A 26,943-nucleotide genomic window follows, 5' to 3' on the forward strand; every position below is an offset into this window, starting at 1 on the left:
TCCTGACCCTCCAGGAGGCTGGCACGACCGGGGTTGTGCGCATACTGCTCTTGCCCCCTGGGTTAGACGGCGTCGTCTCTTACGGGCACTGGCCCGGTCTGGACTCACGCCCGTGCTTGCCAGGACCGTCCGTCACGGTCCCAGGAGGCAGAATGTATGCCCTGAGCTGCGCTGACTAGCCCCCACGCGGTCTATGTAGCTCAACTGTGATTCGGGCGAAACGCATTCGTATCGATCTTGGACAGAATGTCTACAGCCCGTTCCGGTTGGGTCTCGGAACTGTGACATTGCACTGACGCCGGATCTAGCTGATCCCGCGCCGCTTGAGAATGTCCTCGATATCGGAGAAATCATCGTCGTTCGTCCTGGGCTTCTGCTGGGCGATGGCAGGCTTTCCCGCGGGAGCCTGCGCGTCGGGCTGCTGCGGCGCCTTCCGCGCCTGCTTCTTCTCCGCCGCCTCGCCGGACGCCCTGCCGTCCGCGGCCGACAGCTTCCTCGCCCTGAGCACGCCCGACACCATGAACAGCACCACGGACAACCCCGCCAGCGCCACCCCGGCCCAGGTGAGCGGGTTGAACACCAGGCTGGTGACAAAGGTGACGGCGGTCGTGCCGATGGTCCAGAGTGAGCTGAGAGCACCGGTGAGGTAGGCGGCCATCGGCAGGAGCGACCACGCCACCATCCGCGTGGCGGCCACCGCTCCCCTGCGGCGCAGCAGCAGGAAGCTGAACACCAGTCCCACACCGGTGGCGCCGACGCACAACGGCAACCACGCGATGTTATTGAATCCGCCCATATTGGCCACCCCTCGTGTTGGCTGACTTTCTCCATCCTGGCACGCGAGGTGCCGGTCGCCGCTCCTCCCTGAGGAGGGATCTTTCCCTTAGGGGAAGGTTTTCCGCCTTCGGTACGGCATGCACCCCGGCCCGGCGCTGGTCGCGCCCCCGGCACTCTGCGAGGGCGGGGCCGACGGTCGACGCGATCGATGGTCCGAGGTCGGAGGCACGCGAGCCGGAGAGCGGGGACCGCAGGACTTGGCGCGGGGCTTGAGCGCATGGGGCGAGGTCGACGCCGTGCGATGGCGCGTGGAGAGCCGAGAACCGCAGGCGCAGGCGTGAAGGCCCGAGAGGAGAGCCACGGTCGACAGTCCGCCAGGACCAGAGATCCGGGCGGCGAGGTATCGCGGGTCCGGTCAGACGGCGCGAGCGGGTGGCGGAGAGCCGAGAACCGCAGGCGCAGGTGCGAAGGCCCGAGAGGAGAGCTGCGGTCGACAGTCCGCCAGGACCAGAGAGCCGGGCGGCGAGGTACCGCGATCTGGTCAGGGGGTGGGAGTTGGGGGGCGGGGGGTGAAGGGGGGTCAGGGGCCGGTGATGGGAGGCACGAGGGCGCGGAGATGGTCGGGTGTGACCTCGGTGAGGGACGACACCACGAGCCGGCCGGGCGCGGGCGGGATCGGCAGCAGGCTGGGGACGGCCACCACGGCACACCCGGCGGCCGTGCCCGCCGCCACCCCGTTGGGCGAGTCCTCCAGGACGACGCAGCGGGCCGGCTCGACGTCCAGCAGGCGGGCCGCGGTCAGGTACGGCTCGGGGTCGGGCTTGGTGCGGGTCACGTCGTCGGCCGTCACGATCACGTCGAACCGGTCACGACCCACCGAGACGAGCACCGCCTCGGCGATCTCCTTGAGCGACGAGGTGACCAGCCCGACCGGCACCCCCTCGGCGCGGAGGCTCTCCAGGAGCTCGAGCGCGCCCGGCATGGCCTGGACACCCCCTGCCAGCTGGGAGACCATCCCCTCGATCATCCATTCGCGCAGCGTCTCGGGCGCGACCGACGAGCCGGAGACGGCGAGCATGTAGTCGACGGTGCGTTCCATGGAGCCGCCGACCAGGTGCGTCTGGTGTTCAGGGGTCCAGATCCCGCCGAGGCGGGACATCACCTCGATTTCGATCTTGAGCCATACCTTCTCGGTGTCGACCAGCAAGCCGTCCATGTCGAAGAATGCGGCGTCCACTTTCCCCCCGGAGCAATCGATACGGACTTCTACGTTAGGGCGTGTCCGGAACTGGGCGTTGCGCGGGTCGGCTCATGGTGCCATTGGGGGCGCCGTGACGGCGGCCGGCCGGGTGAGCTCGGGGAGCGTGTCCCTGGACGGGCGCCGGCCACGTGCCCTGGGCGGCGGCCGGGCCCGCTTGCCGTACGGGGAGGTATGGGCGCCGCCCGCCACCGCACCCGGGCACCACCCGGGAACCGCCAGCACCACCTCCGGGGGACGCGCATCGCCCACCACCGCATCCGGGCACTGTGCGCCACCCGCCACCACACCCCGCCCACAGCACCTCAGAGGTCGGGCGCCGCCGCTCACCACAGCACCTCGGGGGTCGGGCGCCGCCCGATACTGCACCTCAGGGGGCCAGGTGCCGCCCGCTGACGCGCATCGGGAACCACGCGAGGGGGGCCGGGCATCGCCCAGCAGCCCAGCCCACCTCGTGTGAGCGGCTGTGCACTCGCGGACCGGGCCACAGGCTCGCATGGGACGCGCCGGAGGCAGGGTCCGCCCCCGGGGAGGGCGGTCTCCTGCCTGGTCGGGCGAGCCTGCGGGTCAGACGTTGAAGTACTTGGCCTCGGGGTGGTGGGCGACGAGGGCGGAGGTGGCCTGCTCCGGGTGGAGCTGGAACTCCTCCGACAGCGTCACGCCGATCCTTTCCGGGTCGAGCAGTTCGAACAGCTGAACCTGGTCCTCCAGGTTGGGGCAGGCCGGGTAGCCGAAGGAGTAGCGGCAGCCCTGGATGTTGACCTTGAGCATGTCGTCGAGGGACTCCTCGCCGCCGATGCGCCACTCCGAGCGGACCCTGGCGTGCCAGTACTCGGCGAGGGCCTCCGTGAGCTGCACCGACAGACCGTGGAGCTCCAGATAGTCGCGGTAGGCGTCCTTGGCGAACAGCTCGGCCGTCGCCTCGGAGATCTTGCCGCCCATGGTCGCGATCTGGAAGCCGACGACGTCGACCTCGCCGGAGTCCTTCGAGCGGAAGAAGTCCGACAGGCACAGGTGCCTGTCGCGGCGCTGGCGCGGGAAGGTGAAGCGGGTGCGCTCGTTGCCCGCGTCGTCGAGGATGATCAGCGAGTCGCCGTCGCTGACGCACGGGAAGTAGCCGTAGACGACGGCCGCCTCGAGCAACCCCTCGGTCTGGATGCGGTCGAGCCACATCCGCAGCCTGGGCCTGCCCTCGGTCTCGACGAGCTCCTCGTAGCCGGGACCGTCGCCGCCCCTGGTGGGCTTGAGGCCCCACTGGCCGAGGAACAGCGCCCGCTCGTCGAGGAAGGAGGCGTAGTCGCCGAGCGAGATGCCCTTGACGATGCGGTCGCCGTGGAACGGCGCGACGGGGACGGGGTTGTCGGCGGCCACATCGGACCGAGCCGGCAGGTCCTCGACGGCGGTGCGGGTGAGCGTGGCGCCCGACTTGACGCGGCGCTCACGCAGCGCGGGCAGCGGCGAGCCCTCCCTCTTGTGGGCCATGAAGGCGTCCATCAGCCGCAGGCCCTCGAACGCGTCACGGGCGTAGCGGACCTCGCCGTTGAACAGCTCGGCCAGGTCCTGCTCCACGTAGGCGCGGGTGAGGGCGGCGCCGCCGAGGAGCACGGGGTAGCGCTGGGAGATCCCCCGGGAGTTCATCTCCTCGAGGTTCTCCTTCATGACGACCGTCGATTTCACCAGAAGTCCGGACATGCCGATGACGTCGGCGTTCTTCTGCTCGGCGGTCTCCAGAATGCTGCTGACCGGCTGCTTGATGCCGAGGTTCACGACCTCGTAGCCGTTGTTCGACAGGATGATGTCGACGAGGTTCTTGCCGATGTCGTGGACGTCGCCCTTGACCGTGGCCAGCACGATGCGGCCCTTGGTCTCGCCCTCGACCCTGTCCATGTGGGGCTCGAGGTAGGCGACGGCGTTCTTCATGACCTCGGCCGACTGCAGCACGAACGGCAGCTGCATCTGGCCTGAGCCGAACAGCTCGCCGACCGTCTTCATGCCGTCGAGCAGGACGTCGTTGATGATCTCCAAAGCGGGACGCTGCGCGAGCGCCTCGTCGAGGTCGGCCTCGAGGCCCTTGCGCTCGCCGTCGATGATGCGCCGCTTGAGCCGCTCCCACAGCGGCAGCGCGGCCAGCTCCTCGGCCTTGCCCGCGCGCAGCGCGGCGACGTCGACGCCCTCGAACAGCGCGATGAACCGCTGCAGCGGGTCGTAGCCCTCGCGGCGGCGGTCGTAGACCATGTCGAGCGCGACCTGGCGCTGCTCGTCGGGGATGCGCGACATCGGCAGGATCTTGGATGCGTGCACGATGGCCGAGTCGAGGCCGGCGTTGACGCACTCGTTGAGGAAGACCGAGTTGAGCACCATGCGGGCAGCCGGGTTGATGCCGAAGGAGATGTTCGACAGGCCCAGGGTCGTCTGCACCTCGGGGTAGCGCTGCTTCAGCCGGCGGATGCCCTCGATGGTCTCCAGGCCGTCCTTGCGCGACTCCTCCATGCCGGTGGCGATGGTGAAGGTCAGGCAGTCGACGATGATGTCGGAGACCTGCATGCCCCAGTTGGCGACCAGGTCGTCGATCGTCTCGGAGGCGATGCGGACCTTCTCCTCGGCGGTGCGGGCCTGGCCGTTCTCGTCGATGCACATGACGACGACGGCCGCGCCGTGCTCGCGTACAGCGGTCATGGTCTTGTGGAAGCGGGACTCGGGCCCGCGCCCGTCCTCGTAGTTGACGGAGTTGACGACCGCGCGGCCGCCGAGCATCTCCAGACCGGCCTTGAGCACCTCGGACTCGGTCGAGTCGAGCATGATCGGCAGGGTGGAGGCGGTGGCGAAGCGGAAGGCCAGCTCCTTCATGTCGGCGACGCCGTCGCGGCCGACGTAGTCGACACACAGGTCGAGCATGTGGGCGCCGTCGCGGGCCTGGTCGCGGGCCGTCTCGACGCAGTCGTCCCAGCGGCCTTCGAGCATGGCCTCGCGGAAGGCCTTGGAGCCGTTGGTGTTGCAGCGCTCGCCGATGGCCAGGTAGGAGGTGTCCTGCCGGAACGGGACGGTCTGGTACAGCGAGGAGGCTCCGGGCTCGGGGTGCGGCCTGCGCGCGGCGGGCCGCTGGCCGCGGACCCGCTCGACGACCTGGCGCAGGTGCTCGGGTGTGGTGCCGCAGCAGCCGCCGACCAGGGACAGGCCGTAGTCGCGGGCGAAGGTCTCGTGGGCGTCGGCCAGCTCACCGGGGCTCAGCGGGTAGTAGGCGCCGTCGGAGGTGAGGACGGGCAGGCCGGCGTTGGGCATGCAGGAAAGGCGCAGCCGCGAGTGGCGGGCGAGGTAACGCAGGTGCTCGCTCATCTCGGCGGGACCCGTGGCGCAGTTGAGGCCGACCAGGTCGACGCCGAGGGGCTCGATCGCCGTCAGCGCGGCGCCGATCTCAGAGCCGAGGAGCATGGCGCCGTTGGTCTCGATGGTGACCTGGGCGATGATCGGCACATCGCGGCCCGCGGACTCGATCGCCCGCTTGGCGCCGACGATGGCCGCCTTGACCTGGAGGAGGTCCTGGCAGGTCTCGATGATCAGCGCGTCGGCGCCGCCGGCGATCAGGCCCGCCGCGTTGTCGCGGTAGGCGTCGCGCAGGGTGGCGAAGGGCAGGTGGCCGAGCGTGGGCAGCTTGGTGCCCGGCCCCATCGAGCCGAGCACGAACCGCGGCTGCTCTGGCGTCGACCAGTGGTCGGCCCGCTCGCGGGCCAGGCGGGCGCCGGCCTCCGAGTACTCGAAGACCTTCTCGGGGATGTCGTACTCACCCAGCGCCGCGAGGTTCGCGCCGAAGGTGTTGGTCTCGACGCAGTCGACCCCGACGGCGAAGTACGCGTCGTGAACACCGCTGACGATGTCGGGCCTGGTGACGTTGAGCACCTCGTTGCAGCCCTCGTAGCCCTCGAAGTCGTCAAGGGTGGGGTCGTAGGACTGCAGCATCGTCCCCATCGCCCCGTCGGCGACCATCACGCGCTGGGAGAGGACTTCGCGGAAAGATGGGGAGACGTTCATGCGGTCAAGCTTAACGGGCGCTACCCTGTCGACAATTGACGCTGCGTCCAATTGGGGGTCGCCCTCATGACCTACCGCACCGTGCTCGTCGGCACCGACGGGTCCACCTCCTCCTTCCGCGCCGTGTCCGCCGCCGCCTCGCTGGCCGCCGCCACCCGCGCCACGCTCGTCCTGACCTGCGCGTACCTGCCCATGCGTGAAAGCTCCCGCGCGGCCGCGGCCGACACGCTCGGCGACCTGGCCTACAAGGTCAGCGGATCCACCCCCGCCGACGACGCCCTGCGCGCGGCCCGCGAACACGCCGTTGCGGCGGGGGCCACCGACATCGTGCTGGCCGCCGAGGAGGGCGACGCGGTGGACGTGCTGGTCAAGATGGCCGACCGGCACCGCGCGGACCTGCTCGTGGTCGGCAACCGCGGCCTCAACAGCCTGGCAGGGCGGCTGCTCGGCTCGGTCCCTTCCAACGTCTCCCACCGCGCCTCGTGCGACGTCCTGATCGTCCACACCACCTCGGGCCGCTGACCCCTGCACGTCCGCGCCACTTCGGCCGACATCTCCTCGCACATCAGCCCCGCCTCGGACCACCGCCCCCTCCCGCACGTCCCCACCACCTCGTGCCACCGATCCCTTCGCACGTCCGCGCCGCCTCGGGCCACCGATCCCTTCGCACGTCCGCGGCACCTCAGGTCGCCGATCCATCCGTACGGCAAGCAGGGTCGAGGCCACCCCGGTCACCGGTGACCGCCCGTCTTTCACGCCCGCTCCAGCAGGACTCCGGCCGATCTTCCAGACGTCGCGACCCCCGCGTTCAAGGGCCTTTCGCACTCCTTTCACGCCCGTCCGAGGCGCCGAGAATTACGCCGGTGGAGATCAGTGACGTAAAGCGCCACTCACCGCATAGGCTTAGGCGTTGAGAACAGCGAGAGGAGGCGGCGCGTGATCGAGCTCGAAGGGCTCCCCGAGCTCGTCGATCCGGTGCTCATCGCCGCGTTCGAAGGGTGGAACGACGCAGGTGAGGCCTCCAGTGGCGTCATCGCGCACCTGGAGAGCGAATGGAAGGCCGAGCCGCTGATCGCGCTGGACCCGGAAGACTATTACGACTTCCAGGTCACGCGCCCCATCGTGGAGATGGGTGACGGGCTGACCCGCTCGATCGTCTGGCCGACGACCAGGTTGTCCCTGGCCCGCCCACCGGGCGTGGAGCGTGACGTGGTGCTGCTGCGCGGCATCGAGCCGAACATGCGGTGGCGCGGCTTCTGCGACGAGATCGTGGGCGTCTGCCACGAGCTGGGCATCGAGATGACGGTCATGCTGGGCGCGCTGCTCAACGACTCCCCGCACACGCGTCCCGTGCCGATCGTGGGGTCGGCGACCGAGGAGGGTCTCGCCCGCTCGGTCAACCTGGAGCTGAGCCGCTACGAGGGACCGACCGGCATCGTGGGGGTGCTGCAGCACGCGTTCGGCGCTGCGGGGCTGCGGGCCATCTCACTGTGGGCGTCGGTGCCGCACTACGTCGCTCAGCCGCCCAACCCGAAGGCGACACTCGCGCTGCTGCGCAGGGTGGAGGACGTGCTGGAGATCCCCGTGCCGCTGGGCGACCTCGTGGAGGAGGCCCGCGCCTGGGAGAACGGCGTGGACGAACTCGCCTCGCAGGACAGCGAGGTGGCGGAGTACGTCAAGGAGTTGGAGGAGCGCAAGGACGCGGCCGAACTGCCCGAGGCGTCGGGTGACGCGATCGCGGCCGAGTTCGAGCGTTACCTCCGCCGCAGAGACACCGACCCCGGCGACCAGTAGCCCAGCGGGCGCACGCCGTCCTGATGGCCCAGGCGTCACCCATGGGCGGAATCTCGATCGCCGTCCACGCGTCCTCGCGGCGGCGGTGAGCCTTGTACGCCCTGTAAGCCGGCCGCATCGCCTCGACCCAGTACGGGTGTGAGTGGCGGGCGACCAGCCGTGGCGTGCCCCAGACCGATGGTGCGTGAGAGGCGGGGTGCCCCAAACCGAGGGACGCACGAGAGGCGGCCCGCCCCAAACCGAGGGACGCACGAGAGGCGGCCCGCCCTAAGCCGAGGGACGCGTAGCGGTGGCCCACCCCAAATCGAGAGACGCACGAGAGGCGGCCCGCCCCAAACCGAGAGACGCACACCAGGCCACCCACCCTAAGCCGAGGGACGCGTAGCGGTGGCCCACCCCAAATCGAGAGACGCACACCAGGCCACCCACCCTAAGCCGAGGGACGCGTAGCGGTGGCCCACCCCAAATCGAGAGACGCGCGCCAGGCGGCCCGCCCCAAACCGAGAGACGGACACCAGGCCACCCACCCTAAGCCGAGGGACGCGTAGCGGTGGCCCACCCCAAATCGAGAGACGCACACCAGGCCACCCACCCTAAGCCGAGGGGCGCGTTAGTGGTGGCAGACCGGGGGGTGCGCGGTGCCTGCGTGGGCGACAAGTGCCGGTGTGTCGCGGAGGGGGCGCTTCGTCGTCACACGTGCTGGTTGCCGCCACTTACTCGCTTGGGGCTGACCCGGGCGCATGCTGTCGCCCGCACGGAGCGGGGTGCGCGGGGGCCGGTGGAGAGGTCGGGTGCGAGAGGAAGTTCGGCGGGCGATTTCGACTGATCTTTTCGCTCTCCCGAACGGGATTCGACAACTCGGTGGAGTGCGGGAAGTCCCCGTCCGCAAAGGGGCTTTCGCGGTGGCCGTTAAGCGACAGATCATGAAATATCCGCCTTGCAGCAGGTCCGCGCACCTGCGAACCCTTCAGAACGGGCGGGCCGCGACGACACTGCCAGGGAAGTTTCAGGATTCAATCACCGATATTCTCAGCCGTTTCGGGCAATAATCGGTGCCCCGCGCGTTTCGACCCGGAATGCGTGGAGTTGGAACGCCAACCCGCAACGATTGAATAACCAGGAGAAACACGCTCTGCAACGTCCCCCCATTCCGGCACGGCCACGTTGAACCTACCCATGTGACTGCGCACGTTAGGGCAACCATGGCTACTTCCCATGTCGATTCGCACCAGAGAAGTCAGGACACCAGGCGCCGCGTGCTGGAGATGGCACTGTCGCTGAGGGAGGAGCGGGGCGGAGGCCCTGTCGACCTCTTCCTCGCCCTGCTTCAGGACCGGCTCCCGCTCTGGCTGCGGATCTTGCACGACCTGTCCCACCTCGTGGGGAAAGGACAGGTGAGCGACAACCTGCTCCCCATCGCGAGAGCGGGCATCGACTACTACCTGGAAGTCCAGTCGGCGGCGCTGCCCGCCTTCACCTCGCCTTCGGTGACGGTCCGCTTCCGCGAGGCCGTCCGCGACAACGGCCTGGGCCCGATGGCCGAGATCGTGCCGCTGGCCGACTACCTGGAGGCCGAGCAGCGGCTCGGCAGGGTGGCGCCGTCGGTCGATCCGGTGGGCAGCGCCAGGCTGCTGCTGGCCGGGTGCTTCCAGCACGCCTACTACGAGATGTTCGTCGGCGCGGACGCGGGCCCCTCGCGGGACGCCAGCGCCGAGGAGATCGTGAAGGAGCTGAGGCTGGAACCCGCCGCCTGATCGTGGCGTGCCCACACCAGGGCGGCCAGGTCGGGGTCCGCGCCGATCGGTTCGGTGACCACGTCGGCGCCGGCGCTGACCAGCTTGTCGTGGAAGAAGCCTGGCGCGATCAGGTAAGAGGCGAGGACGACGCGAGGGGCGGGGCCGCGCCGCATGCGGTCCAGCCCCTCGTTCACTGCGGGGCTGCCTCCGGCCGCGAAGGCGGCGGTGACCGGGCGCGAGAGCCGTACGGCGAGCAGCCGGGCGGCGGATCTGACGTCGGACAGGGCCGCGGGGTCGGAGGAGCCTGCCGCGGCGAGGACGACCGCGTCGGTGGCGCGCAGTCCCGCCCTGGTGAGCCTGCGGACCAGCGCGCGGGTGAGCAGCGGATGCGGGCCGAGCGGCGCGGTGACGGTGGCGTCCGGCCTGGTCGCGGCGACGACGTTCGGCAGGTCGATGTGGACGTGGTAGCCGCCCGCGAGCAGCAGCGGGACGACGGTGACAGGCCCTGGCAGGTCCGGCAGGACGTCCGCGAGGAGCGGCTGGCTGATCTCCAGGTAGGCGAGCTCGACCCGGCTGCCCTCGCGCAGGTGGCGCACGGCGTCCGCGAGTCTGGCCAGCGTCCGCTCTCCCGCCGCGCTGCGCGTGCCGTGGGCGGCGATGACGAGCGTGCCCTGCCGTCTCCCGTACGGCCGGGCGAAGGTCACAGGCCGTCCTCGCGGTGCGTGGCCAGCCGGTAGCCGCGCTTGACCACCGTCTCGACGATGCCACCTGGTCCGAGGGCTCTGCGCAGCCGCGTGACGGCCATCTCGACCGCGTGCTCGGCCGAGTCGCGGGACGCTCCGCCCGGCAGTACCGTGCGCAGCTCTGAGCGGGGTACGACGTGACCGGGCTTGTCGGCCAGCCGCTTGAGCACGGCCATGGGCGCGGGCGGCAGCGGCTTGAGCTCGCCGTCCACGGCGACGGCGTGGCCGCGGATCTCGAGGCCGTGGCCGCCTGCCATCAGCCTGGTGACGCCGTGCTCGGGCAGGTGCCTGGCCAGGGCCCTGGCGAGCGCGCCGAGCCTGGAGCGCTCCGGCTGGATCACCGGCACGCCCTTGGACACCAGCGGCTGGGCGGTCACGGGGCCGACGCAGGCGGCGACGACCCTCCCGCTGAACGCCGACAGCAGCGCGTCGTCGAGGCCGTCGGCGCGGGCGGAGCCGAGCATCGCCAGGACGGCGGGCGCGCTGGTGAAGGCGACCGCGTCGACGCCGCCGGAGATGGCCTGGCTGACCAGGCGGCGCAGCGGCGAGATGTCCCGGTAGGGCAGCCAGCGGTAGACGGGCACCTCGATGACCTCGGCGCCCGCGGCGCGCAGTTCGGCGACGAACTCCGTCAGAGGTTCCCCGTGGAGCTGGACGGCGATGCGGCGGCCGCGCAGGTCGTGGGCGAGCAGGTGCTGCTTGACCTCCTCGCAGGATTCGGTGGCGGGTGTCCAGTGGTCGTTGAGTCCCGCGGCGCGCACCGCTCCCCTGGCCTTGGGTCCGCGGGTGAGCAGCCTGGCGCGGGTGAGGTGCCGCGACAGCTCGGCCGACAGGCCCCAGCCTTCGGCGGCGGCCATCCAGCCGCGGAATCCGACGCCGGTGGTGACGACGACGTCGTCGAGCGGGGCCTCCAGGCTGTGGCGGGTGGCCGCGAGCAGGTCGGTGTCCTCGGCGAGCGGGACGAGCCTGATCGCGGGGGCGCTGACCACGCGGGCGCCGCGCCTTTCGAGCAGGGCGCAGAACTCCTCGCGCCGCCTGGTCGCGGTCACGCCGATCGTGAAGCCCGCCAGCGCGTCGGGTGCGGTCTCGGGCGATCTCGGCTCTTCCACGGTCAGGGCGCTCAAAGCCCCACCTCCACTCTGCCGTCGTTCACTCGGGTCGGATAGGTCGGCACGGCGACCGAGGGGTCGTCCAGGCACTGCCCTGTGACCAGGGAGAAGACCTGCTTGTGCATGGGTGAGGCGACCGTGGGCTCCTCGCCTCTCGAGCCCACGATGCCGCGGGACAGAACGTGTGCGCCGGTGAAGGGGTCGAGGTTGCCGATGGCGTGGACGTGGCCGTTGTGGGTGCGGAACAGCGCCACCTGCCGGCCGTCGACGAGGGCGCACACCCCCCGCTCCGGCAGCAGGACGGCGTAGGCACAGACGGGGACCCAAACGCGCGTGGGGAGTTCGGCGACGGTCATCGGAACTCCTGAAGCGTGGAGACCCCGGGCTTCAGCCCTGGGGAGGAAACGCGGCACGGTGCCACACCTTCCGTTCGAACAAACACGCGATACTTAGCTGATCGTGCGGTAGAACGTGTGTCGTGGCGCAGAGCGTGAAGCGGGCGTTCAAGTACCGCTTCTACCCGACGCCCGAGCAAGCCTCTGAGCTCGCCCGGACGTTCGGCTGCGCCCGCCTCGTCTACAACAAGGCGCCGGAGGAGCGCACCCGCGCCTACACGCAAGGGCGCCGTATCTCCTACGTGGAGTCGTCGGCCGCGCTGACCGAGTGGAAACGCACCGACGAGCTCGCGTTCCTGAACGCGGTGTCCTCGGTCCCGCTCCAGCAGGCGCTGCGTCACCTGCAGGCCGCTTTCGCCGACTTCTTCGCCAAGCGGGCCAGGTACCCGGCGTTCAAGTCCCGCAAGAAGTCGCGGCTGTCGGCGGAGTACACCCGCTCGGCGTTCACCTTCCGTGATGGGCGGCTCACCCTGGCCAAGATGGACGGGCCGCTGGACATCGTGTGGTCGCGTCCGCTTCCCGAGGGCGTCGAGCCGTCCACGGTGACGGTGTCGAAGGACGTGGCCGGACGCTGGTTCGTGTCCGTCCTCTGCAAGGACGCGATCCGGCCGCTCGATCCCGTGGCGCGGTCGGTCGGCGTGGACGCGGGTATCACCGCCCTGGTGACGCTGTCGACCGGAGAGAAGGTCGTCAACCCTGGTGGGCGGAAGCTGGTCGTGATCGACCGCTGGTTTCCCTGCTCCAAGCTGTGCTCGACGTGCGGCCTTCTGCACGACACGATGCCGCTGAACGTCCGGAGCCGGGAATGCGTGTGCGGCGCGTCCCATGACCGGGATGTGAACGCGGCCAGGAACATCCTCGCGGCCGGGCCGGCCGAGAGGTGAAACGCCTGTGGAGCCGGCGTGAGACCCGAGCAGCGCAAGCTGGGCGGGCGGCCGGCGGTGAAGCAGGAAACCCGACCCGCGAGGGTTGGAGTCCCCCGGCTTCAGCCGTGGGGAGGAGGTCAACTGTGGTGCTCCTTTCCGGTCGTTTCGGGGGGCGACGAGGTTGCGGGTGGCCTGATCGGGTCTGGTCGGTTGCGGGTGGGCGACGCAGGGCGGGTGGGCGGCGGTTTGGTGGGGGCGGTCAGGTGGCGAGGGAGGAGCTCAGGCGCTCCAGCGGGATGAGGACGGGCTTGATCTGGTCGCGCTCGGTCTCGAAGACGATCGACGGGTCGGGCGTTCCCGGGGCGTTGACGAAGCTGACGAACCTGCTGAGCTTGTCCGGGTCCTCGATCGTGGTCCGCCACTCGTCGACATAGGTCGCCACGTGCCGTTCCATCTGCGCGTCGAGCGAGTCGCAGATCCCGAGCGAGTCGTCCACGATCACCGCCCGCAGGTAGTCGAGGCCGCCTTCCAGCGATTCCACCCACGCCGCCGTGCGCTGGAGCCGGTCGGCGGTGCGGATGTAGAACATCAGGAACCTGTCGATGACCGTGATCAGCTCCTCGGTGGACACGTCGGAGATCAGCAGGTCGGCGTGGCGGGGCTTGAAGCCGCCGTTCCCTCCGACGTAGAGGTTCCAGCCCTTCTCGGTGGCGATGATCCCGAAGTCCTTCGACCTGGCCTCGGCGCACTCCCTCGCGCAGCCGGACACCGCCGACTTCAGCTTGTGCGGGGAGCGCAGGCCCCGGTAGCGCAGCTCGAGGGCGATCGCGAGGCCGACCGAGTCCTGCACGCCGTACCTGCACCAGGTGGAGCCCACGCAGGACTTCACCGTGCGCAGCGCCTTGCCGTAGGCGTGGCCGGACTCGAAGCCGGCGTCGACCAGGCGCTTCCAGATCTGCGGAAGCTGCTCGACGCGGGCGCCGAACAGGTCGATCCGCTGACCGCCGGTGATCTTGGTGTAGAGGCCGAAGTCGCGGGCGACCTCGCCGACGACGATGAGCTTCTCCGGGGTGATCTCGCCGCCGGGGATGCGCGGCACGACCGAGTAGGTGCCGTTCTTCTGGATGTTGGCCAGGAAGTGGTCGTTGGTGTCCTGCAGCGCGGCCCGCTCGCCGTCCAGGACGTGCCCGTTGTGCAGGGAGGCGAGGATCGAGGCGACGGCGGGCTTGCAGATGTCGCAGCCCCTGCCTCTGCCGTACAGGCCGATCAGCTCGGAGAAGGTGGTGATCTCCCGCACGCGGACGATGTCGAACAGCTCGGCCCTGCTGTGGTCGAAGTGCTCGCACAGCGCCTTGGACAGCTCGACGCCGGACTTCTCCAGCAGCTGCTTCATCAGCGGCACGCACGACCCGCAGGTGGTCCCCGCCCTGGTGCACGCCTTCAGCCCGGGCACGTCGGTCACGCCGTCGCAGATCGCGGTGCGCAGGTGTCCTGCCGTGACGTTGTTGCAGGAGCAGACCTGGGCGTCGTCGGGCAGGTCGAGGCTGACCGCCGAGCCGGTGAACAGCAGGTCGGAGGGCGCCGCCGGCAGCGGCTTGCCGACGAACGGCTTCAGCGTCGTGTACGGCCCCGCGTCGCCCACGCAGATGCCGCCGAGCAGCGTCTGGGCGTCGTCGGAGACGAAGAGCCGCTTGTAGACGCCGCCGACGGGGTCCATGTAGGTGACGTCGAGCGCCCCCTCCATCGCGCCGAACTGGGCCACCTCGACGCCGAGAAGCTTCAGCTTGGTCGACAGGTCGGCGCCGTCGAAGCGGGAGGCACCGCCGAGCATGCGGTCGGCGGCCACCTCGGCCTGGGTGAAACAGGGTCCGACCAGCCCGTAGACCATGCCGCCGACCAGGGCGCACTCCCCCACCGCGTAGATGGAGGGGTCGCTGGTCCGCATGCCCTCGTCGACGGCGACGCCGCCGCGCTCGCCCACCTCGAGGCCGCAGTCGCGGGCCAGCTCGTCGCGCGGCTTGATGCCGGCGGAGAAGACGACCACGGAGGCGTCGATGGTCCGGCCGTCGCTGAGGACGACCCTGTCGGGCTCGATGGAGGCCAGCGAGACGCCCGCGTGGACCGACAGGCCGAGCCTGGAGATGTGGCCCTTGAGCACCGCGCCGCCGCCCTCGTCGACCTGGCGCGGCATCAGCCAGGGGCTCAGCTCGACGATGTGGGTCTCGAGGCCGAGCCCGCGCAGCGCGTCGGCCGCCTCGAGGCCGAGCAGCCCGCCGCCGACGACCACGCCGCGGGTGGCGTGGGAGGCGGCCGCCCTGATCAGTTCCAGGTCGTCGATCGTGCGGTAGACGAAGGCGTGCGAGGCGCCGGGCACCGGCGGCACGAACGGCGCGGAGCCCGTGGCCAGCACCAGCGTGTCATACGGCTCGGCGTGCCCCTCCGCGGTCGTGACGACCTTGGCGGCCCTGTCGATGCCCGTGACGCGCGCCGACAGTCGCGTCACGACGCCCGGAAGGTCGGGAAGCCTGAGGTCGGCGAAGTCGGTGTCCGTCAGGTAGGAGGTGAGCGCGACCCGGTCGTAGGCGGGCAGGGACTCCTCGCCGAAGATCGTGACAGACCCGTCGAAGCCCCTGCTCAGCAGGGTCTCGACGAGCCTGTGCGCGGCGGGACCGTAGCCGGCCACGACAACCCTGTTCATGCGGAAACCCCCTCTTGCTCGCACAGCCAGCCGACGATGCCCTCGACGGCGTCGCGGCAGGTGCCGCAGCCGGTCGTGGCCCTCGTCGCGGCCGCCACCGCTGTCACGTCCCGCGCGCCGGACTCCCAGCACGCTCTGATCTGGCCCTTCGTCACGTTGTTGCACTGGCAGACTTTGGCCGAGTCGGGCATCCTGACGGGGCTGTCGGCCACCGGAGCCCCTGACAGGCCGGGGAACAGCAGCCCCGCCCGGTCGCCGGGCAGCGGGCCTCCCCTGTCGAAGAGCTGGGTGAGGGTGCCGACGGCGGCGCTCTCGCCCAGCAGGATCGCGCCGACCAGCCGCCCGTCGCGGATGACGAGCTTGCGGTAGGTCCCCTTCGCCCTGTGGCTGAAGCGCACCACCTCGGCGTGCTCCTCGGTCAGGTGCGTCTCGCCCATCGCGGCCAGCTCCACGCTCTTGGCCTTCAATCGGGTGACCAGGCGGGAGCCGCGGTAGCGGGCGTCCTTGGCGGCGCCGGTGATCACGTCCGCCACGACGGAGGCCTGCTCCCACGCCGGCGCGACCAGGCCGTAGACGACGCCGTCGTGCTCGGCGCACTCGCCGATCGCGAAGACGGCCGGGTCGTCGGTGCGCAGCTCGTCGTCGACGACGACGCCGCGCCGCACCTCCAGGCCCGCCTGCTCGGCCAGTTCGGTCTCGGGCCTGACGCCGCAGGCCAGCACGACCAGGTCGCCCTCGGCGAGGGTGCCGTCGGCCAGCCGTACGCCCTCGGGCAGGATCTCGGCCGCGCTGACGCCGGTGCGGATCTCCACGCCGAGGCCCGCGAGCGTCTCGCCGAGCACGAGCCCCGCCTCGGCGTCGAGTTGACGCTCCATCAGGTGGTCGGCCAGGTGCAGCAGCGTGACCGGCAGGCCGCGGCCCGCGAGGCCGCGGGCGGCCTCGATGCCGAGCAGCCCTCCGCCGATCACGACCGCCCTCGCGCTGGTACGGCTGGCCGCCAGGATCGCCTGGCAGTCGTCGAGCGTGCGGAACGGCACCGCCCTGTCGACACCCGGGATCGGCGGCACGATGGCCTGGCTGCCGGTGGCCAGCACGAGCACGTCGTACGGTGTGCGCCGCCCGTCCTCGGAGATGACCGTCCTGGTCTCCCTGTCGATCTGGACGGCGCGGGTGCCGAGGAAGGCCTCGACGTCGTGCTCGCCGTACCAGGTGGGGTCGAGCAGGCGCACCTGGTCGGGCCCCGAGCTCCCGGCCAGGACGTTCGACAGCAGCACCCTGTTGTAGGGCTGCCAGGTCTCGGCCCCGAACACCGTGATCTTGATGTCCTTGTCGCGGGCCCGCACCTCGCCGACCAAGCGGGCGCCCGCCATGCCGTTGCCGATGACCAGGAGTCTCATGCCACCTTCTCCAGCTTCACTGCGCACACCTTGAACTCGGGCATCCTCGACGTCGGGTCGAGCGCGGGGTTGGTGAGGCGGTTGGCCCCCTCCCAGTGGAAGGGCATGAACACGGTGTCGGATCTGATCGCGTCGCTGATCCTGGCCACGCCCTCGACGGTGCCGCGCCTGCTGCTGACCCGCACCAGGTCGCCCGCGGCGATCGCGAGCTGCTCGGCCAGGTCGGGGTGGAGTTCGACGTACGGCTCGGGCGAGGCTTCGACGAGCGGCGCGATCCTGCGGGTCTGGGCGCCCGACTGGTAGTGGGCCAGGACCCTTCCGGTGGTGAAGTAGACGGGGTAGTCGACGTCGGCCTCCTCGTCGGCGGCCCTGTGCTCGACGGGGACGAAGCGGGCGAGCCCGTCAGGAGTGTGGAAGCGGTCGAGGAACATGCGCGGCGTGCCGGGGTGGTCTGGAGCGGGGCACGGCCAGAACACGCCGTCACGCTCGTAGGTGATGCCCGCGTAGTCGGCGGTGCCGCCCTGCGAGGCGAGGCGCAGCTCGTCGAAGACCTCGCGCGGCTCGGCCGGCCAGTCATGGCCGAGCCGCCGCGCGAGCTCCTGAATGATCTCCAGGTCGGTCTTGACGCCCTCGGGCGGGTCGATGGCCTGGCGGCGCAGCTGGACCCTGCCCTCCAGGTTCGTCATGGTGCCGTTCTCCTCGGCCCACTGGGTGCTCGGCAGCACGACGTGGGCGATGCGCGCGGTCTCGCTCGGCACGAAGTCGACGACGACGAGCAGGTCGAGGGCCTTCAGCCGCTCGGTGACGCGCGCGGAGGCGGGGGCGGAGACGACGGGGTTGGACCCGAACAGCAGCATGGCCTTGGGGCCCTCCTCGGTGCCGAGCGCGTCGAGCAGCTCGTAGGCCGAGCGGCCGGGCCCCGGCAGCGAGTCCGGGTCGACGCCCCACACGGACGCGACGTGCGCGCGGGCGGCCGGGTCGTCGATCTTGCGGTAGCCGGGAAGCTGGTCGGCCTTCTGGCCGTGTTCCCTGCCGCCCTGCCCGTTGCCCTGCCCGGTCACGCAGCCGTAGCCGGAGCCGGGGGTGCCGGGGAGTCCGAAGGCGAGGGCCAGGTTGATGAACGCGGTCACGGTGTCGGTGCCCTTGGCGTGCTGCTCGGCCCCGCGCCCCGTCAACACCACCGCTTTATCCGCATTTTTCAGCATCTGTACGGCTTGACGCATGGCGGCGACCGGCACCCCCGTCAGGCGTTCGACCCTCTCGGGCCACCAGGAGGAGACGGACGTTCGAACCGCGTCGAACCCGGTCGTCCGGCGCCCGATGTAGGCCGTGTCGACCGCGTCCTCGGCGATCGCCAGGTGCAGCAGGCCGAGCGCGAGCGCCAGGTCGGTGCCGGGCGTGGGCTGCAGGTGCAGCGCGGCCAGCCTCGCCGTCGCCGTACGCCGGGGGTCGATGACGATCAGCGCCGGCGCGGCGAACTGCCTGACCAGCGGCGGCATCGTCTCGGCGGGGTTGCCGCCCGCCACCAGCACGACGTCGGCCTCGGCCAGGTCGGTGACGGGGAACGGCATGCCCCTGTCCGCGCCGAACGCCCTGATCGAGGCGGCGGCGGCCGACGACATGCAGAATCGGCCGTTGTAGTCGATCTGGCTGGTGCCGAGCGCGACGCGGGCGAACTTGCCCAGCTGGTAGGCCTTCTCGTTGGTGAGCCCTCCCCCGCCGAACACCGCCACTCCGTCGGGGCCGTGGGCGGCGCGCACCTCCTCCAGGCGAGCGGCCACGTGGTCGAGCGCCTGCGCCCACGTGGCGGGCCTGCCGTACAGCAGCGGGGTGGTCAGCCGGTCGGGGCTGGAGAGGAGTTCGGCCGCGGTCCAGCCCTTCTGGCACAAGGCGTCGGTGGCCTCGACGGTGACGCTCTCTCCCGGGGTCAGCGTCATGCCGCACTGCAGCGCGCAGTACGGGCAGTGGGTCAGGGTGGGGGCGGTCACGTGATCGATGGTGCTTTTGGGCCGTTTCACACCTGGGTCCCTTCTGTTACTAGCGTGCTAACAGCGGCTCACCGCCGAAGTGAGGGTGCTCACACCCGCGCGTGAGCGAGGCTGGGCACCCTGGTCACGCCGACCGTGCGGATGTAGCACCACCAGGTGAGGGCGAAGCAGGCGGCGTAGAAGAGGCCGAAGGCGACGAAGGCCGCGGCGGGGCTGCCGGTCTGGGCGAAGGACATGCCGAAGCCGCGGTTGATGAGGAATCCGCCGAACGCGCCGATCGCCGAGATGATGCCGATCGCGGCGGAGGCCTGGCGCTTGCCGTGCAGCAGTGCCTGCTCACCGGTGCCGAGTTCCTCGGCGGCCTTGGCCTGGAAGATGGCGGGGATCATCCGGTAGGTGGAGCCGTTGCCGATGCCCGCCGTGACGAACAGCGTCTGGAAGGCGAGGAAGAACAGCCAGAAGCTGCCGGAGGCGCTGGCCAGCCAGACCAGGACGACGCCCGCGCCCATGGCGGCGAAGTTCCAGAGGGTGACGGGCGCGCCGCCGAGCCGGTCCGACAGCCAGCCGCCCACCGGCCTGATCAGCGAGCCGGCCAGCGGCCCCACGAAGGCGACCGCGGCCCACGCCGAGCCGGGGAACAGGCTCTTGGCCAGCAGCGGAAAGGCCGTGGAGTAGCCGATGAACGAGCCGAACGTGCCGATGTAGAGGAAGGACATCACCCAGGTGTGCGCCTTGCCGGCGACCGCCCACTGCTCGCGCGGCCTGGCCTTGGCGCTGGACAGGTTGTCCATGAAGAACCAGGCGCAGGCCGCGGCGACGACGATGAACGGCACCCAGAACCAGCCCGCCGCGGCCAGCCCGAACGCGCCGATCACCAGCGGCATGACCAGCTGTACCGAGCTGACGCCGATGTTGCCGCCGGCGGCGTTGAGGCCGAGCGCCGACCCCTGCTTGTGCTGGGGGTAGAAGTAGGTGATGTTGGCCATGCTGGAGGCGAAGTTGCCGCCGCCGAAGCCCGCCGTCGCCGCGATCACCAGGAACAGCCAGTACGGCGTGCCCGGGTCGCTCACCGCGACGCCGAGCAGGATCGCGGGGATCAGCAGGAGCAGCGCGCTGGCCACGGTGAAGGTGCGCCCGCCGAACCTGGCGGGGCCGAACGTGTAGGGGACGCGCAGCGCCGAGCCGATCAGGTTGGGCAGGGCGACCAGCCAGAACAGCTGGTCGGTGGTGAAGTCGTAGGCGCCCATCTTGGCCGCGACGATGCTCCACAGCGTCCAGACGGTGAAGCCCAGGTGCTCGGCCAGGATGGAGAAGGCCAGGTTGCGCCTGGCCACGTGCCTGCCGTCGCGTTCCCAGAAGGCGGGGTCGTCCGGGTGCCAGTCGGTGATCCAACGCGCCATCGTTCCTCCTGTGGTTCGGGGATCTCGACCGTAGGAGGAGCCGGTTACGCACCTTGACGTTCTGTGACCGTGCGCCGGTTACGGGTAACTCACCGCTGTAACAAGCAATGCATGTGTTTCACGGCCGCAACACGGCGTTAACGGCGTGTCGGAGGGCGGCCGCCGGATCGGAGGGCGGCTCCTCCGCCCGCCGGGCCACGTAGCCGTCGGGCCTGACGAGCACGGCGCCGTCCTCTCCCAGGTCGTAGCGCTCGCGTCAGAGGTCGTGCTGGACGCGGTGGGCGCGCACGCCCTCCACGTTCCGGGCGGCCGCTCCCACTCCTCCCCCTGCCTGCCGGTGAGCAGGACGAAAGAGTCGTGGAACAGATCGTGCACTCCCCGGCCGTCGAGCCGGAGGTGCGCGCGATGACGGCCGCCGAACTGGACTGGGTCCGCTCGGTGACCGACGAGGTGCGGGCCGGGACTCTCCGCCGGTCACCGTGGACGGGTGGGCCCCCTTCGTGGGAGACATTTGACGATTCGCCGCGCACCGCTGAGGGAATCGTCTCCTGGACGACGACAACGTTCTCGGGGAGTTGCCGTGGCCGTACAGCGCATCCGCGCTTTCGACGATCCCGTGCTGCGCGAGGTGGCGCAGCCGGTGACGGAGTTCGACAAGGAGCTGCGGGGGCTGGTGAAGGCGCTGACCCTCACGATGCGCCAGGGCCAAGGGCGAGCGGGGCTGGCCGCACCGCAGATCGGGGTCAGCGCCCGGGTGGTCGTCTTCGACTACGACGGCAAGGCCGGGCACCTGGTCAACCCGCGCCTCGAGCTGTCGGAGCGGACGATCGTGGCCGACGAGGCATGCCTGTCGGCGCCCGGAGCGTGGTGGCCGCTGGAGCGTTCCTTCGGGGTGACCGCGCGGGGCAGGGACATGTACGGCAAGCCCGTGACGGTGCGGGCGATCGGCATGCTGGCCAGGGTGCTCCAGCACGAGGCCGACCATCTGGACGGCGTGCTGTTCGTCGACCGTCTGGGCGACGACGACCGCGACCGCTTCACCGAATCAGCCGCCTCCTCCTGACCGGCCCTCGCGGGGACTTCCAGAGGCTGATGACGTCCACCGGTTCGCGGCCGGGGAGGGGCGGGGCCCGGTCAGGAGGGGCACCGGCCGGCCAGGGCGCCGAGGACGGCGTCGATGAACACCTGCGTCCTCGGTTCGTCGGCGTGCGGCACGCCGGGGAACTCGGCCCTGCACCAAGTGCCCGCGATCACGTCGTTGCGGGTCTCGTCGAGCGAGCTCGCCAGCGTCGTGTACCGGACCGGGTCCGGCGTGGGGTCGCCGCTGTTGAGCTGCTTGATGAAGGCGCGGGTGGGACACATCTGCCCACCCTGCGCGGGCTGCAGAAGGCAGGCGGGCCAGTAGCCGAGCTGCGCCGTGCCCATCGAGACGTAGCTGAGCGTCTTGTCCGCGCCGCCGAGGAACTTCAGGTAGTGGCGCGCGGACAGCCCTCCCATGCTGTGCCCGACGAGGCTGACCTTGCTGCCGTTGTGCTGCTGCCGTACCTGGTCGACCAGGTTCCTGATGGCCTCGGCGTTGGCGATGTTCTCCTCGCCGGGCAGATCGATGGCGTACGCGGGGTGGCCGGCCTGCTCCAGCGCCGCCTTCATCTGGTCGAACACGGCGGGCGTCCCGTTCCAGCCGTGGACCAGGATCACCGGCTCCCGCTGCTCGGCCTGGGCCTGCTGGCCGGTGCACAGCCCGGCCGCCAGGGCGAGCCCGGCGATCAGTAACGGCCGGACGTGCTGTCGTCTCGGTGGCATCGTCGCGTCTCCCCACTCGTCGAGCCGATTTCACTTACCTAGTACTCGGTAGGTGAATGGGTTAGATTTAGCATCGTGACCGGCGACAGGCAAGCCCCCAGCAGACAGGAACGCGCGCTCCGGCGGCGGGAGGAGATCATCGCGGTCGCCGGCGAGATGTTCGCCCGGGGCGGCTTCCGGGGCACCTCGCTGGCCGACGTCGCCGCGGCGGCCGGCATCACCCAGCCGGGGCTGCTGCATCACTTCGGCAGCAAGGCGGGCCTGCTGCTGGCGGTGATCGAGCGCAGGGACCAGGACAGCGAGGCGTTCGCGATGGAGCTGCTGGGCATGGCACCCGAGGGACGGCTGCGGGCCATGCCGGAGTTCGCGCGCAGGAACCGGGAACGGGCGGGGCTGGCCAAGCTGTTCACCGTGCTGGTGGCCGAGAGCCTGGAACCCGACGCTCCTGGGCACGGGCACTTCGTCGAGCGGTACCGCGCGATGCGGGCCATCGTCGCCGACAGCATCCGCTCCGCCCAGGCCGCCGGCGTCACCCGGCCGGACGTCGACCCCGTGACGAAGGCGACCGAGATCATCGCGACGCTGGACGGCCTGCAGACCCAGTGGCTGCTCGACCCCGGCACGATCGACATCGTCGCCAGTGTCGAGTCCTACGCGCGCACGCTGGAACGCGACCTCGCGTGCGACGCCGCCCCGCACCGCCGCCCTGAGGGTCGCGCTCCTCAGAGGTGAGCCAGAATCAGGCGTGCCACCTCGTGCGGCGCCTCCAGATGAACGTGGTGGCCGGTCGGCAGGTCGGCGATCGACACGAGGGGGGTCGTCCGGGCGATCGAGGCCAGCTCCAGGCCGAAACCACGCTCGTAGGCGGTGAACACCTTCGCCACGTCCGGCGGCAGCAGGTCCTCGAACCCCGAGGCGGTCGAGGAGATGACCAGCAGGGGGCAGCGCGCCGCCCGGTAGGTCGCGGGGAGGTCGAGCGCGTCGAGCTGGGCGATCAGGTGGGCCGTCGCGGGGTCCGCGGAATGCTCGGTCAGGAACGCGCGCATGATCCGCTCGCCTTCGCGGGGGTCGACGCCGTCGAGCGGTCCTGTCGGGTTGGTGTGCCCGTCGACGTTCACCGCCAGCGGGCACTCGGGGTGGAGGGTGGCCCACAGGGCGGCGACCAGCCCGCCCAGCGAGTGACCCGCCACGATCGGCCGCTCCAGGCCGTGGTCGTCGATCGCGTCGGCGACGGCGTCGAGCGCCCCCTCCCACGACCACGTGCCCAGCTCCGGCAGGTCGATCGCGAGGGTCCTGAACCCCGCCGCCTCCAGCATCGGCCGGACCAGCCGCCAGTCCGCCTTGGTACGGCCGGCGCCCGGCAGCAGGAGAACATCACGCATGCCAGGACTGTGGCCCACCGGTGTCAGACGGGACAACCGAATATCCGCCGCAGGGCGCCCGCTCGTTCCGGGTTCCCACGATGGCCCCGGCGCGTGCGTCAGGCGGCGCGGCGGCACAGTGTCGGCGGGCTGTCGCGCATGTCGGGAACATGCCGGGTGAGGATCACCGCCAGTAGGCCGGGTAGCGGTGGCCCGGCAGCGCCCGGCCGAGGACGATGCCGCCCAGGACCACGACGACGCTCGCGGCCAGGACGGGGTTGAGAAGGAAGATCGGGCCGGGGTCGGTCAGACCGATCAGGGCGGCGGTGGCCGTGGCGGGCGGGTGCGGGGCGCGCAGGACGAGCATGGGGGCGGTGGCCAGGCCGGCCGCGACCGCGGCGGCCCAGATCGAGGGGCCGGCCAGCGCGGTGATCACCAGTGCCAGCGCGGTGGCGCTGAGGTGGCCGAGCAGGATGCTGCGCGGCTGCGCGAACGGCGCGGCGGGGGCGACCGCGACGATGGCCGCGCTCGCCGCGAACGGGAGGGCGAAGATCGGCAGGTGCGTCGCCGAGGTCACGATGGCGAGTAAGAGCAGCCCCGCCAGGGTGGCCGTCGTGGTGACGAGGACGGCTCTGGCCGAAGGGCGGGCGGGCGAGGTGACGGGCTGGGCGGTCGGGGTCACGGGCCGGCCGGTCGAGGTGGTCATCGATGTCTCCGTTCAAGCTTCGGGTGGAGCGGGCTCGTCCGGCCGAGGTTCGGATCCTCGGAAGGACGAGCCAGGCCCGTCAGGCCGCGCTCCGGTTCCAAGGAGCGCGGCGCGCCTGGCGGTCCTCAGTCGGACAGTCCGCGCAGGAAGTCGCGGATGAGGGCGGCGCTCTGCTTCAGACGCGTGGTGAGCGGGAAGTGACCGGCGTCGAGAAGGTGGACGCGGGCGTCCTTGAGGTCCCTGGCGTAGGCCCTGGCGCCGTCAGGACCGAAGATCTCGTCGTTCCTCCCCCAGACGGCGAGCAGCGGCGGCTGGTGGGTGCGCAGGTACTCCTGCCAGTCGGGGTACCTGGGGAGGTTGCCGCCGTAGTCGAGGAACAGGGCGAGCTGGATCTCCTGGTTGCCGGGTCGGTCGAGCAGCGCCTGGTCGAGGGCCTCGTTGTCGGGGTCGACGAGGGCGGCGTCCGGCACGCCGTGGGTGTACTGCCAGTGGGTCGCCTCGCGGGTGAGCAGGCCGCGCAGGGCGTCGGCGTTGGCGGCGGACGGGTCGGCCCAGTAGGCGCGGATCGGGTCCCAGAACGGGGTCAGGCCCTCCTCGTAGGCGTTGCCGTTCTGGGTGACGATGCCGGTGATCCGCTCGGGGTGGCGCAGGGCCAGCCGGAAGCCGACCGGAGCGCCGTAGTCGTGGACGTAGATCGCGTACGTGGTCAGCCCGAGCGTGTCGAGCAACTGGTCGACGATGTCGGCCAGGTGGTCGAAGGTGTAGTCCCATTCCGCCGCGGACGGGGCCGAGCTGTGTCCGAAGCCCGGGTAGTCGGGGGCGATGAGGTGGAAGTCACCGGCGAGTTCCTTGATCAGGTCGCGGTAGGCGACCGACGAGGTCGGGAAACCGTGGAGCAGGACGAGCGCGGGGGCGGCGGGGTCGCCTGCCTCGCGGTAGAAGACGTCGAGCCCGTCGATCCGGACGGTGTGGTGGCGAATGGTCATGACAAGTCTCCATTAACCGGCTAAAGCCGTTTCAGCGGTTGATGTCGACGACGTTAGCGCAATGCCGTTAACCGGTCAACTTGATTTAGATGGTTAATTTGCGGATGTGGGGGCGTGGAAAACCCGATGCGGCCCGGCCGGTGCCTCGCGTAGCCTGGGCCGCATGCCTACCGCCCGGATCTCTTAGCCAGGACACCCGCTTTCGCGTCACCCGTGTGTCCACTGGCTTATCCGGAGCGTTACCTCATGATTACTTTTCGCGATGTCGACGTGCGCGTCGGCGCCCGTCTCCTCCTGTCCTGCATCACCGCCCACGTCGGCCCTGGCGACCGGGTCGGCCTGGTCGGCCGCAACGGCGCGGGCAAGACCACGCTGATGCGCATCCTCGCGGGCCAGGCCGCCCCCGCGGCAGGCGTGGTCACCCGCACGGGACCCGTCGGCTACCTCCCGCAGGATCCCGCCGCGGCCGATCCCGAGCTCACCGTCACCGACCGCGTCCTGTCGGCGCGCCGGCTGGACGAGGCGGTGCGCGCGCTGCGCGCCGCCGAGCGCGACATGGGCGCGGGCGGCGAGGCGGCCATGGCTCGTTACGTCCGGGCGGAGGCCGAGTTCCAGGCCCGCGGCGGATACGCGGCCGAGGCGGAGGCCGCCAGGGTCGCCGCGGGGCTCGGCCTGCCCGACAGGGTGATGGCCCAGCCGATCGGCACGCTGTCCGGCGGGCAGCGGCGGCGGGTGGAACTGGCCAGGGTGCTGTTCGCCGAGCGCGGCACGCTGCTGCTCGACGAGCCGACCAACCACCTCGACGGCGACTCCATCGCCTGGCTGCGGTCGTTCCTCTCGGGCTACCCCGGCGGGCTGGTGGTGATCAGCCATGACACCGGGCTGCTGGCAGAGGTGGTCAACAGGGTGTGGCGGCTGGACGCCGACCTGGCCTCGATCGAGGCGCACAACACCGGATGGGACACCTATCTGGCCGACAGCGCCGCGGCCGAGCGGCGCAGGGCCAGGCAGCGGGCGGCGGCCGAGCGCAAGGCCGCCGCGCTGCACGCCCAGGCCGGCAGGATGCGCTCGAACGTGGCGACGGCCGTCCGCGCCAGGGACATGGCCCGCAGGGCCGACAGGATGCTGGCGGGGGTGGAGCCCGCCCGCCGTACGGAGAAGGTGGCCAGGATCAGGCTGCCCGAGCCCGCGCCGAGCGGGCGGACCCCGCTGGGGGCCGTCAGCCTGGCCAAGTCCTACGGCGCGCTGCCGGTGCTGTCGGGCGTGGATCTGGCCGTCGACCGTGGCAGCAGGCTGGTGGTGCTCGGGCTGAACGGCGCGGGCAAGACCACCTTGCTGAAGATCCTGGCGGGACGGCTGGCGCCCGACTCGGGCAGGGTGGTGCACGGGCACGGGCTGCGGCTCGGCTACTTCGCCCAGGAGCACGACACGCTCGATCCCGGCCGCACGGTCGGGCAGAACCTCGCCGACGCGGCGCCGCATCTCACGCACGGTGAGGCGCGCAACGTCCTGGGGTCGTTCCTGTTCGGCGGTGACGACGTCGACAAGCCGGCGGGGGTGCTGTCGGGCGGGGAGAAGACGCGGCTGGCGCTGGCGGGCCTGGTCAGCTCGGGAGCGAACGTGCTGCTGCTCGACGAGCCGACCAACAACCTCGATCCGGCCTCGCGGGCGGAGGTGCTCGGCGCCGTCGGTGCCTACAAGGGCGCGGTGGTGATGGTCACGCACGACGAGGACGCGGTGGAGGCGCTGCGGCCCGACAGGGTGCTGCTGCTGCCGGACGGGGTGGAGGACCTCTGGAACGCCGGGTACGCCGACCTGATCGCCCTCGCCTGAGCCGGGGCGGGTCCGAGCCCGCTTGAGGCGGACGGGTGAGGCGGGGGCGCCGGAGCCGTGTCTCCGG

22 protein-coding genes are annotated in these 26,943 nt (G+C 70.9%); 7 read left to right on the plus strand and 15 right to left on the minus strand.

What is annotated here, in order from left to right; genetic code table 11:
• Positions 1–304: 304 nt before the first annotated feature.
• The 3 genes from ACFSKW_RS03060 to metH form a co-directional block, all read right to left on the minus strand.
• Positions 305–796: a cellulose synthase gene (locus ACFSKW_RS03060; protein WP_379568838.1), complete on the minus strand. Its 492-nt coding sequence runs from the start codon at positions 794–796 to the stop codon at positions 305–307.
• Positions 797–1,357: 561 nt separating this feature from the next.
• A complete protein-coding gene (locus tag ACFSKW_RS03065) occupies positions 1,358–2,014 on the minus strand; it encodes an HAD family hydrolase (protein ID WP_379568840.1) in 657 nt (218 codons plus the stop codon).
• Between the two features lie 588 nt (positions 2,015–2,602).
• A complete protein-coding gene (metH, locus tag ACFSKW_RS03070) occupies positions 2,603–6,061 on the minus strand; it encodes a methionine synthase (RefSeq protein ID WP_379568842.1) in 3,459 nt (1,152 codons plus the stop codon).
• Positions 6,062–6,127: 66 nt separating this feature from the next.
• Here metH and ACFSKW_RS03075 point away from each other — a divergent pair, with 66 nt between their 5' ends.
• The 3 genes from ACFSKW_RS03075 (at position 6,128) to ACFSKW_RS03085 (ending at position 9,609) form a co-directional block, all read left to right on the plus strand.
• Positions 6,128–6,583 (plus strand): universal stress protein, encoded by a 456-nt coding sequence (locus tag ACFSKW_RS03075; RefSeq protein WP_379568844.1) that lies wholly within the window; start codon positions 6,128–6,130, stop codon positions 6,581–6,583.
• Between the two features lie 414 nt (positions 6,584–6,997).
• Positions 6,998–7,855 carry a PAC2 family protein gene (locus ACFSKW_RS03080; RefSeq protein ID WP_379568846.1) on the plus strand — a complete coding sequence of 286 codons (858 nt, stop codon included), beginning with the start codon at positions 6,998–7,000 and terminating at the stop codon, positions 7,853–7,855.
• A gap of 1,256 nt (positions 7,856–9,111) precedes the next feature.
• Positions 9,112–9,609 carry a hypothetical protein gene (locus tag ACFSKW_RS03085; protein ID WP_379568848.1) on the plus strand — a complete coding sequence of 166 codons (498 nt, stop codon included), beginning with the start codon at positions 9,112–9,114 and terminating at the stop codon, positions 9,607–9,609.
• On the opposite strand, the gene ACFSKW_RS03090 is transcribed toward ACFSKW_RS03085, so the two are convergent.
• From ACFSKW_RS03090 to nirD, 3 genes are read right to left on the minus strand one after another with little or no spacing between them, the layout of a single operon-like run.
• Positions 9,516–10,295 (minus strand): sirohydrochlorin chelatase, encoded by a 780-nt coding sequence (locus tag ACFSKW_RS03090; RefSeq protein WP_379568850.1) that lies wholly within the window; start codon positions 10,293–10,295, stop codon positions 9,516–9,518. The genes ACFSKW_RS03085 and ACFSKW_RS03090 overlap by 94 nt on opposite strands.
• On the minus strand, positions 10,292–11,458 hold the full coding sequence (locus tag ACFSKW_RS03095; protein WP_379568852.1) for a uroporphyrinogen-III synthase: 1,167 nt from the start codon (positions 11,456–11,458) through the stop codon (positions 10,292–10,294). The genes ACFSKW_RS03090 and ACFSKW_RS03095 overlap by 4 nt, the downstream gene beginning before the upstream one ends.
• A complete protein-coding gene (gene nirD / locus ACFSKW_RS03100) occupies positions 11,455–11,799 on the minus strand; it encodes a nitrite reductase small subunit NirD (RefSeq protein WP_379568854.1) in 345 nt (114 codons plus the stop codon). Before nirD ends, ACFSKW_RS03095 begins: the two co-directional genes overlap by 4 nt.
• A gap of 122 nt (positions 11,800–11,921) precedes the next feature.
• On the opposite strand from nirD, the gene ACFSKW_RS03105 reads away from it, so the two are divergent.
• Positions 11,922–12,722 carry an RNA-guided endonuclease InsQ/TnpB family protein gene (locus ACFSKW_RS03105; protein WP_379568855.1) on the plus strand — a complete coding sequence of 267 codons (801 nt, stop codon included), beginning with the start codon at positions 11,922–11,924 and terminating at the stop codon, positions 12,720–12,722.
• Between the two features lie 241 nt (positions 12,723–12,963).
• Here the strand turns inward: ACFSKW_RS03105 and nirB are convergent, their stop codons facing one another.
• The 5 genes from nirB to ACFSKW_RS03130 all read right to left on the minus strand — a co-directional run bounded on the left by nirB (position 12,964) and on the right by ACFSKW_RS03130 (position 20,428).
• Positions 12,964–15,402, minus strand: a complete 2,439-nt coding sequence (gene nirB, locus ACFSKW_RS03110; RefSeq protein WP_379568857.1) for a nitrite reductase large subunit NirB — start codon at positions 15,400–15,402, stop codon at positions 12,964–12,966.
• On the minus strand, positions 15,399–16,799 hold the full coding sequence (locus ACFSKW_RS03115) for an FAD-dependent oxidoreductase (protein WP_379568859.1): 1,401 nt from the start codon (positions 16,797–16,799) through the stop codon (positions 15,399–15,401). The genes nirB and ACFSKW_RS03115 overlap by 4 nt, the downstream gene beginning before the upstream one ends.
• Positions 16,796–18,736, minus strand: coding sequence for a molybdopterin oxidoreductase family protein (locus ACFSKW_RS03120; protein ID WP_379569191.1), 1,941 nt, complete (start codon positions 18,734–18,736; stop codon positions 16,796–16,798). The genes ACFSKW_RS03115 and ACFSKW_RS03120 overlap by 4 nt, the downstream gene beginning before the upstream one ends.
• Positions 18,737–18,876: 140 nt before the next feature.
• Complete coding sequence (locus ACFSKW_RS03125) at positions 18,877–20,187, minus strand: MFS transporter (protein WP_379568861.1); 1,311 nt, start codon at positions 20,185–20,187, stop codon at positions 18,877–18,879.
• Between the two features lie 118 nt (positions 20,188–20,305).
• Positions 20,306–20,428, minus strand: coding sequence for an aromatic-ring hydroxylase C-terminal domain-containing protein (locus ACFSKW_RS03130; RefSeq protein WP_379569193.1), 123 nt, complete (start codon positions 20,426–20,428; stop codon positions 20,306–20,308).
• 339 nt (positions 20,429–20,767) lie between these two features.
• Here ACFSKW_RS03130 and def point away from each other — a divergent pair, with 339 nt between their 5' ends.
• A complete protein-coding gene (def, locus tag ACFSKW_RS03135; protein ID WP_379568863.1) occupies positions 20,768–21,250 on the plus strand; it encodes a peptide deformylase in 483 nt (160 codons plus the stop codon).
• 71 nt (positions 21,251–21,321) lie between these two features.
• On the opposite strand, the gene ACFSKW_RS03140 is transcribed toward def, so the two are convergent.
• Positions 21,322–21,990 (minus strand): esterase/lipase family protein, encoded by a 669-nt coding sequence (locus tag ACFSKW_RS03140; RefSeq protein WP_379568865.1) that lies wholly within the window; start codon positions 21,988–21,990, stop codon positions 21,322–21,324.
• A 75-nt stretch (positions 21,991–22,065) separates the two neighbouring features.
• Here ACFSKW_RS03140 and ACFSKW_RS03145 point away from each other — a divergent pair, with 75 nt between their 5' ends.
• Positions 22,066–22,722 carry a TetR/AcrR family transcriptional regulator gene (locus tag ACFSKW_RS03145; RefSeq protein ID WP_379568867.1) on the plus strand — a complete coding sequence of 219 codons (657 nt, stop codon included), beginning with the start codon at positions 22,066–22,068 and terminating at the stop codon, positions 22,720–22,722.
• On the opposite strand, the gene ACFSKW_RS03150 is transcribed toward ACFSKW_RS03145, so the two are convergent.
• The 3 genes from ACFSKW_RS03150 to ACFSKW_RS03160 all read right to left on the minus strand — a co-directional run bounded on the left by ACFSKW_RS03150 (position 22,713) and on the right by ACFSKW_RS03160 (position 25,043).
• Positions 22,713–23,372, minus strand: a complete 660-nt coding sequence (locus tag ACFSKW_RS03150; protein ID WP_379568869.1) for an alpha/beta fold hydrolase — start codon at positions 23,370–23,372, stop codon at positions 22,713–22,715. The genes ACFSKW_RS03145 and ACFSKW_RS03150 overlap by 10 nt on opposite strands.
• 163 nt (positions 23,373–23,535) lie before the next feature.
• Positions 23,536–24,057: an HPP family protein gene (locus tag ACFSKW_RS03155; RefSeq protein WP_379568871.1), complete on the minus strand. Its 522-nt coding sequence runs from the start codon at positions 24,055–24,057 to the stop codon at positions 23,536–23,538.
• Between the two features lie 125 nt (positions 24,058–24,182).
• The gene (locus ACFSKW_RS03160) at positions 24,183–25,043 is read right to left on the minus strand and encodes an alpha/beta fold hydrolase (protein WP_379568873.1); all 861 of its coding nucleotides are present in this window, start codon (positions 25,041–25,043) and stop codon (positions 24,183–24,185) included.
• A 246-nt stretch (positions 25,044–25,289) separates the two neighbouring features.
• On the opposite strand from ACFSKW_RS03160, the gene ACFSKW_RS03165 reads away from it, so the two are divergent.
• Entirely contained in the window at positions 25,290–26,876 is a 1,587-nt protein-coding gene (locus ACFSKW_RS03165; RefSeq protein WP_379568875.1) for an ABC-F family ATP-binding cassette domain-containing protein, read from the plus strand.
• Positions 26,877–26,943 lie beyond the last annotated feature (67 nt).

The organism is Nonomuraea mangrovi (assembly GCF_042681425.1).
Lineage (GTDB): Bacteria > Actinomycetota > Actinomycetes > Streptosporangiales > Streptosporangiaceae > Nonomuraea > Nonomuraea mangrovi.

Coding starts and splice junctions, on each gene's coding strand:
- nirB (WP_379568857.1), bottom strand. CDS start 15,402: ATGAACAGGGTTGTCGTGGCCGGCTACGGTCCCGCCGCGCACAGGCTC.
- ACFSKW_RS03115 (WP_379568859.1), bottom strand. CDS start 16,799: ATGAGACTCCTGGTCATCGGCAACGGCATGGCGGGCGCCCGCTTGGTC.
- metH (WP_379568842.1), bottom strand. CDS start 6,061: ATGAACGTCTCCCCATCTTTCCGCGAAGTCCTCTCCCAGCGCGTGATG.
- ACFSKW_RS03060 (WP_379568838.1), bottom strand. CDS start 796: ATGGGCGGATTCAATAACATCGCGTGGTTGCCGTTGTGCGTCGGCGCC.
- ACFSKW_RS03165 (WP_379568875.1), top strand. CDS start 25,290: ATGATTACTTTTCGCGATGTCGACGTGCGCGTCGGCGCCCGTCTCCTC.
- ACFSKW_RS03075 (WP_379568844.1), top strand. CDS start 6,128: ATGACCTACCGCACCGTGCTCGTCGGCACCGACGGGTCCACCTCCTCC.
- ACFSKW_RS03120 (WP_379569191.1), bottom strand. CDS start 18,736: ATGACGCTGACCCCGGGAGAGAGCGTCACCGTCGAGGCCACCGACGCC.
- ACFSKW_RS03160 (WP_379568873.1), bottom strand. CDS start 25,043: ATGACCATTCGCCACCACACCGTCCGGATCGACGGGCTCGACGTCTTC.
- ACFSKW_RS03150 (WP_379568869.1), bottom strand. CDS start 23,372: ATGCGTGATGTTCTCCTGCTGCCGGGCGCCGGCCGTACCAAGGCGGAC.
- nirD (WP_379568854.1), bottom strand. CDS start 11,799: ATGACCGTCGCCGAACTCCCCACGCGCGTTTGGGTCCCCGTCTGTGCC.
- ACFSKW_RS03155 (WP_379568871.1), bottom strand. CDS start 24,057: ATGACCACCTCGACCGGCCGGCCCGTGACCCCGACCGCCCAGCCCGTC.
- ACFSKW_RS03125 (WP_379568861.1), bottom strand. CDS start 20,187: ATGGCGCGTTGGATCACCGACTGGCACCCGGACGACCCCGCCTTCTGG.
- ACFSKW_RS03140 (WP_379568865.1), bottom strand. CDS start 21,990: ATGCCACCGAGACGACAGCACGTCCGGCCGTTACTGATCGCCGGGCTC.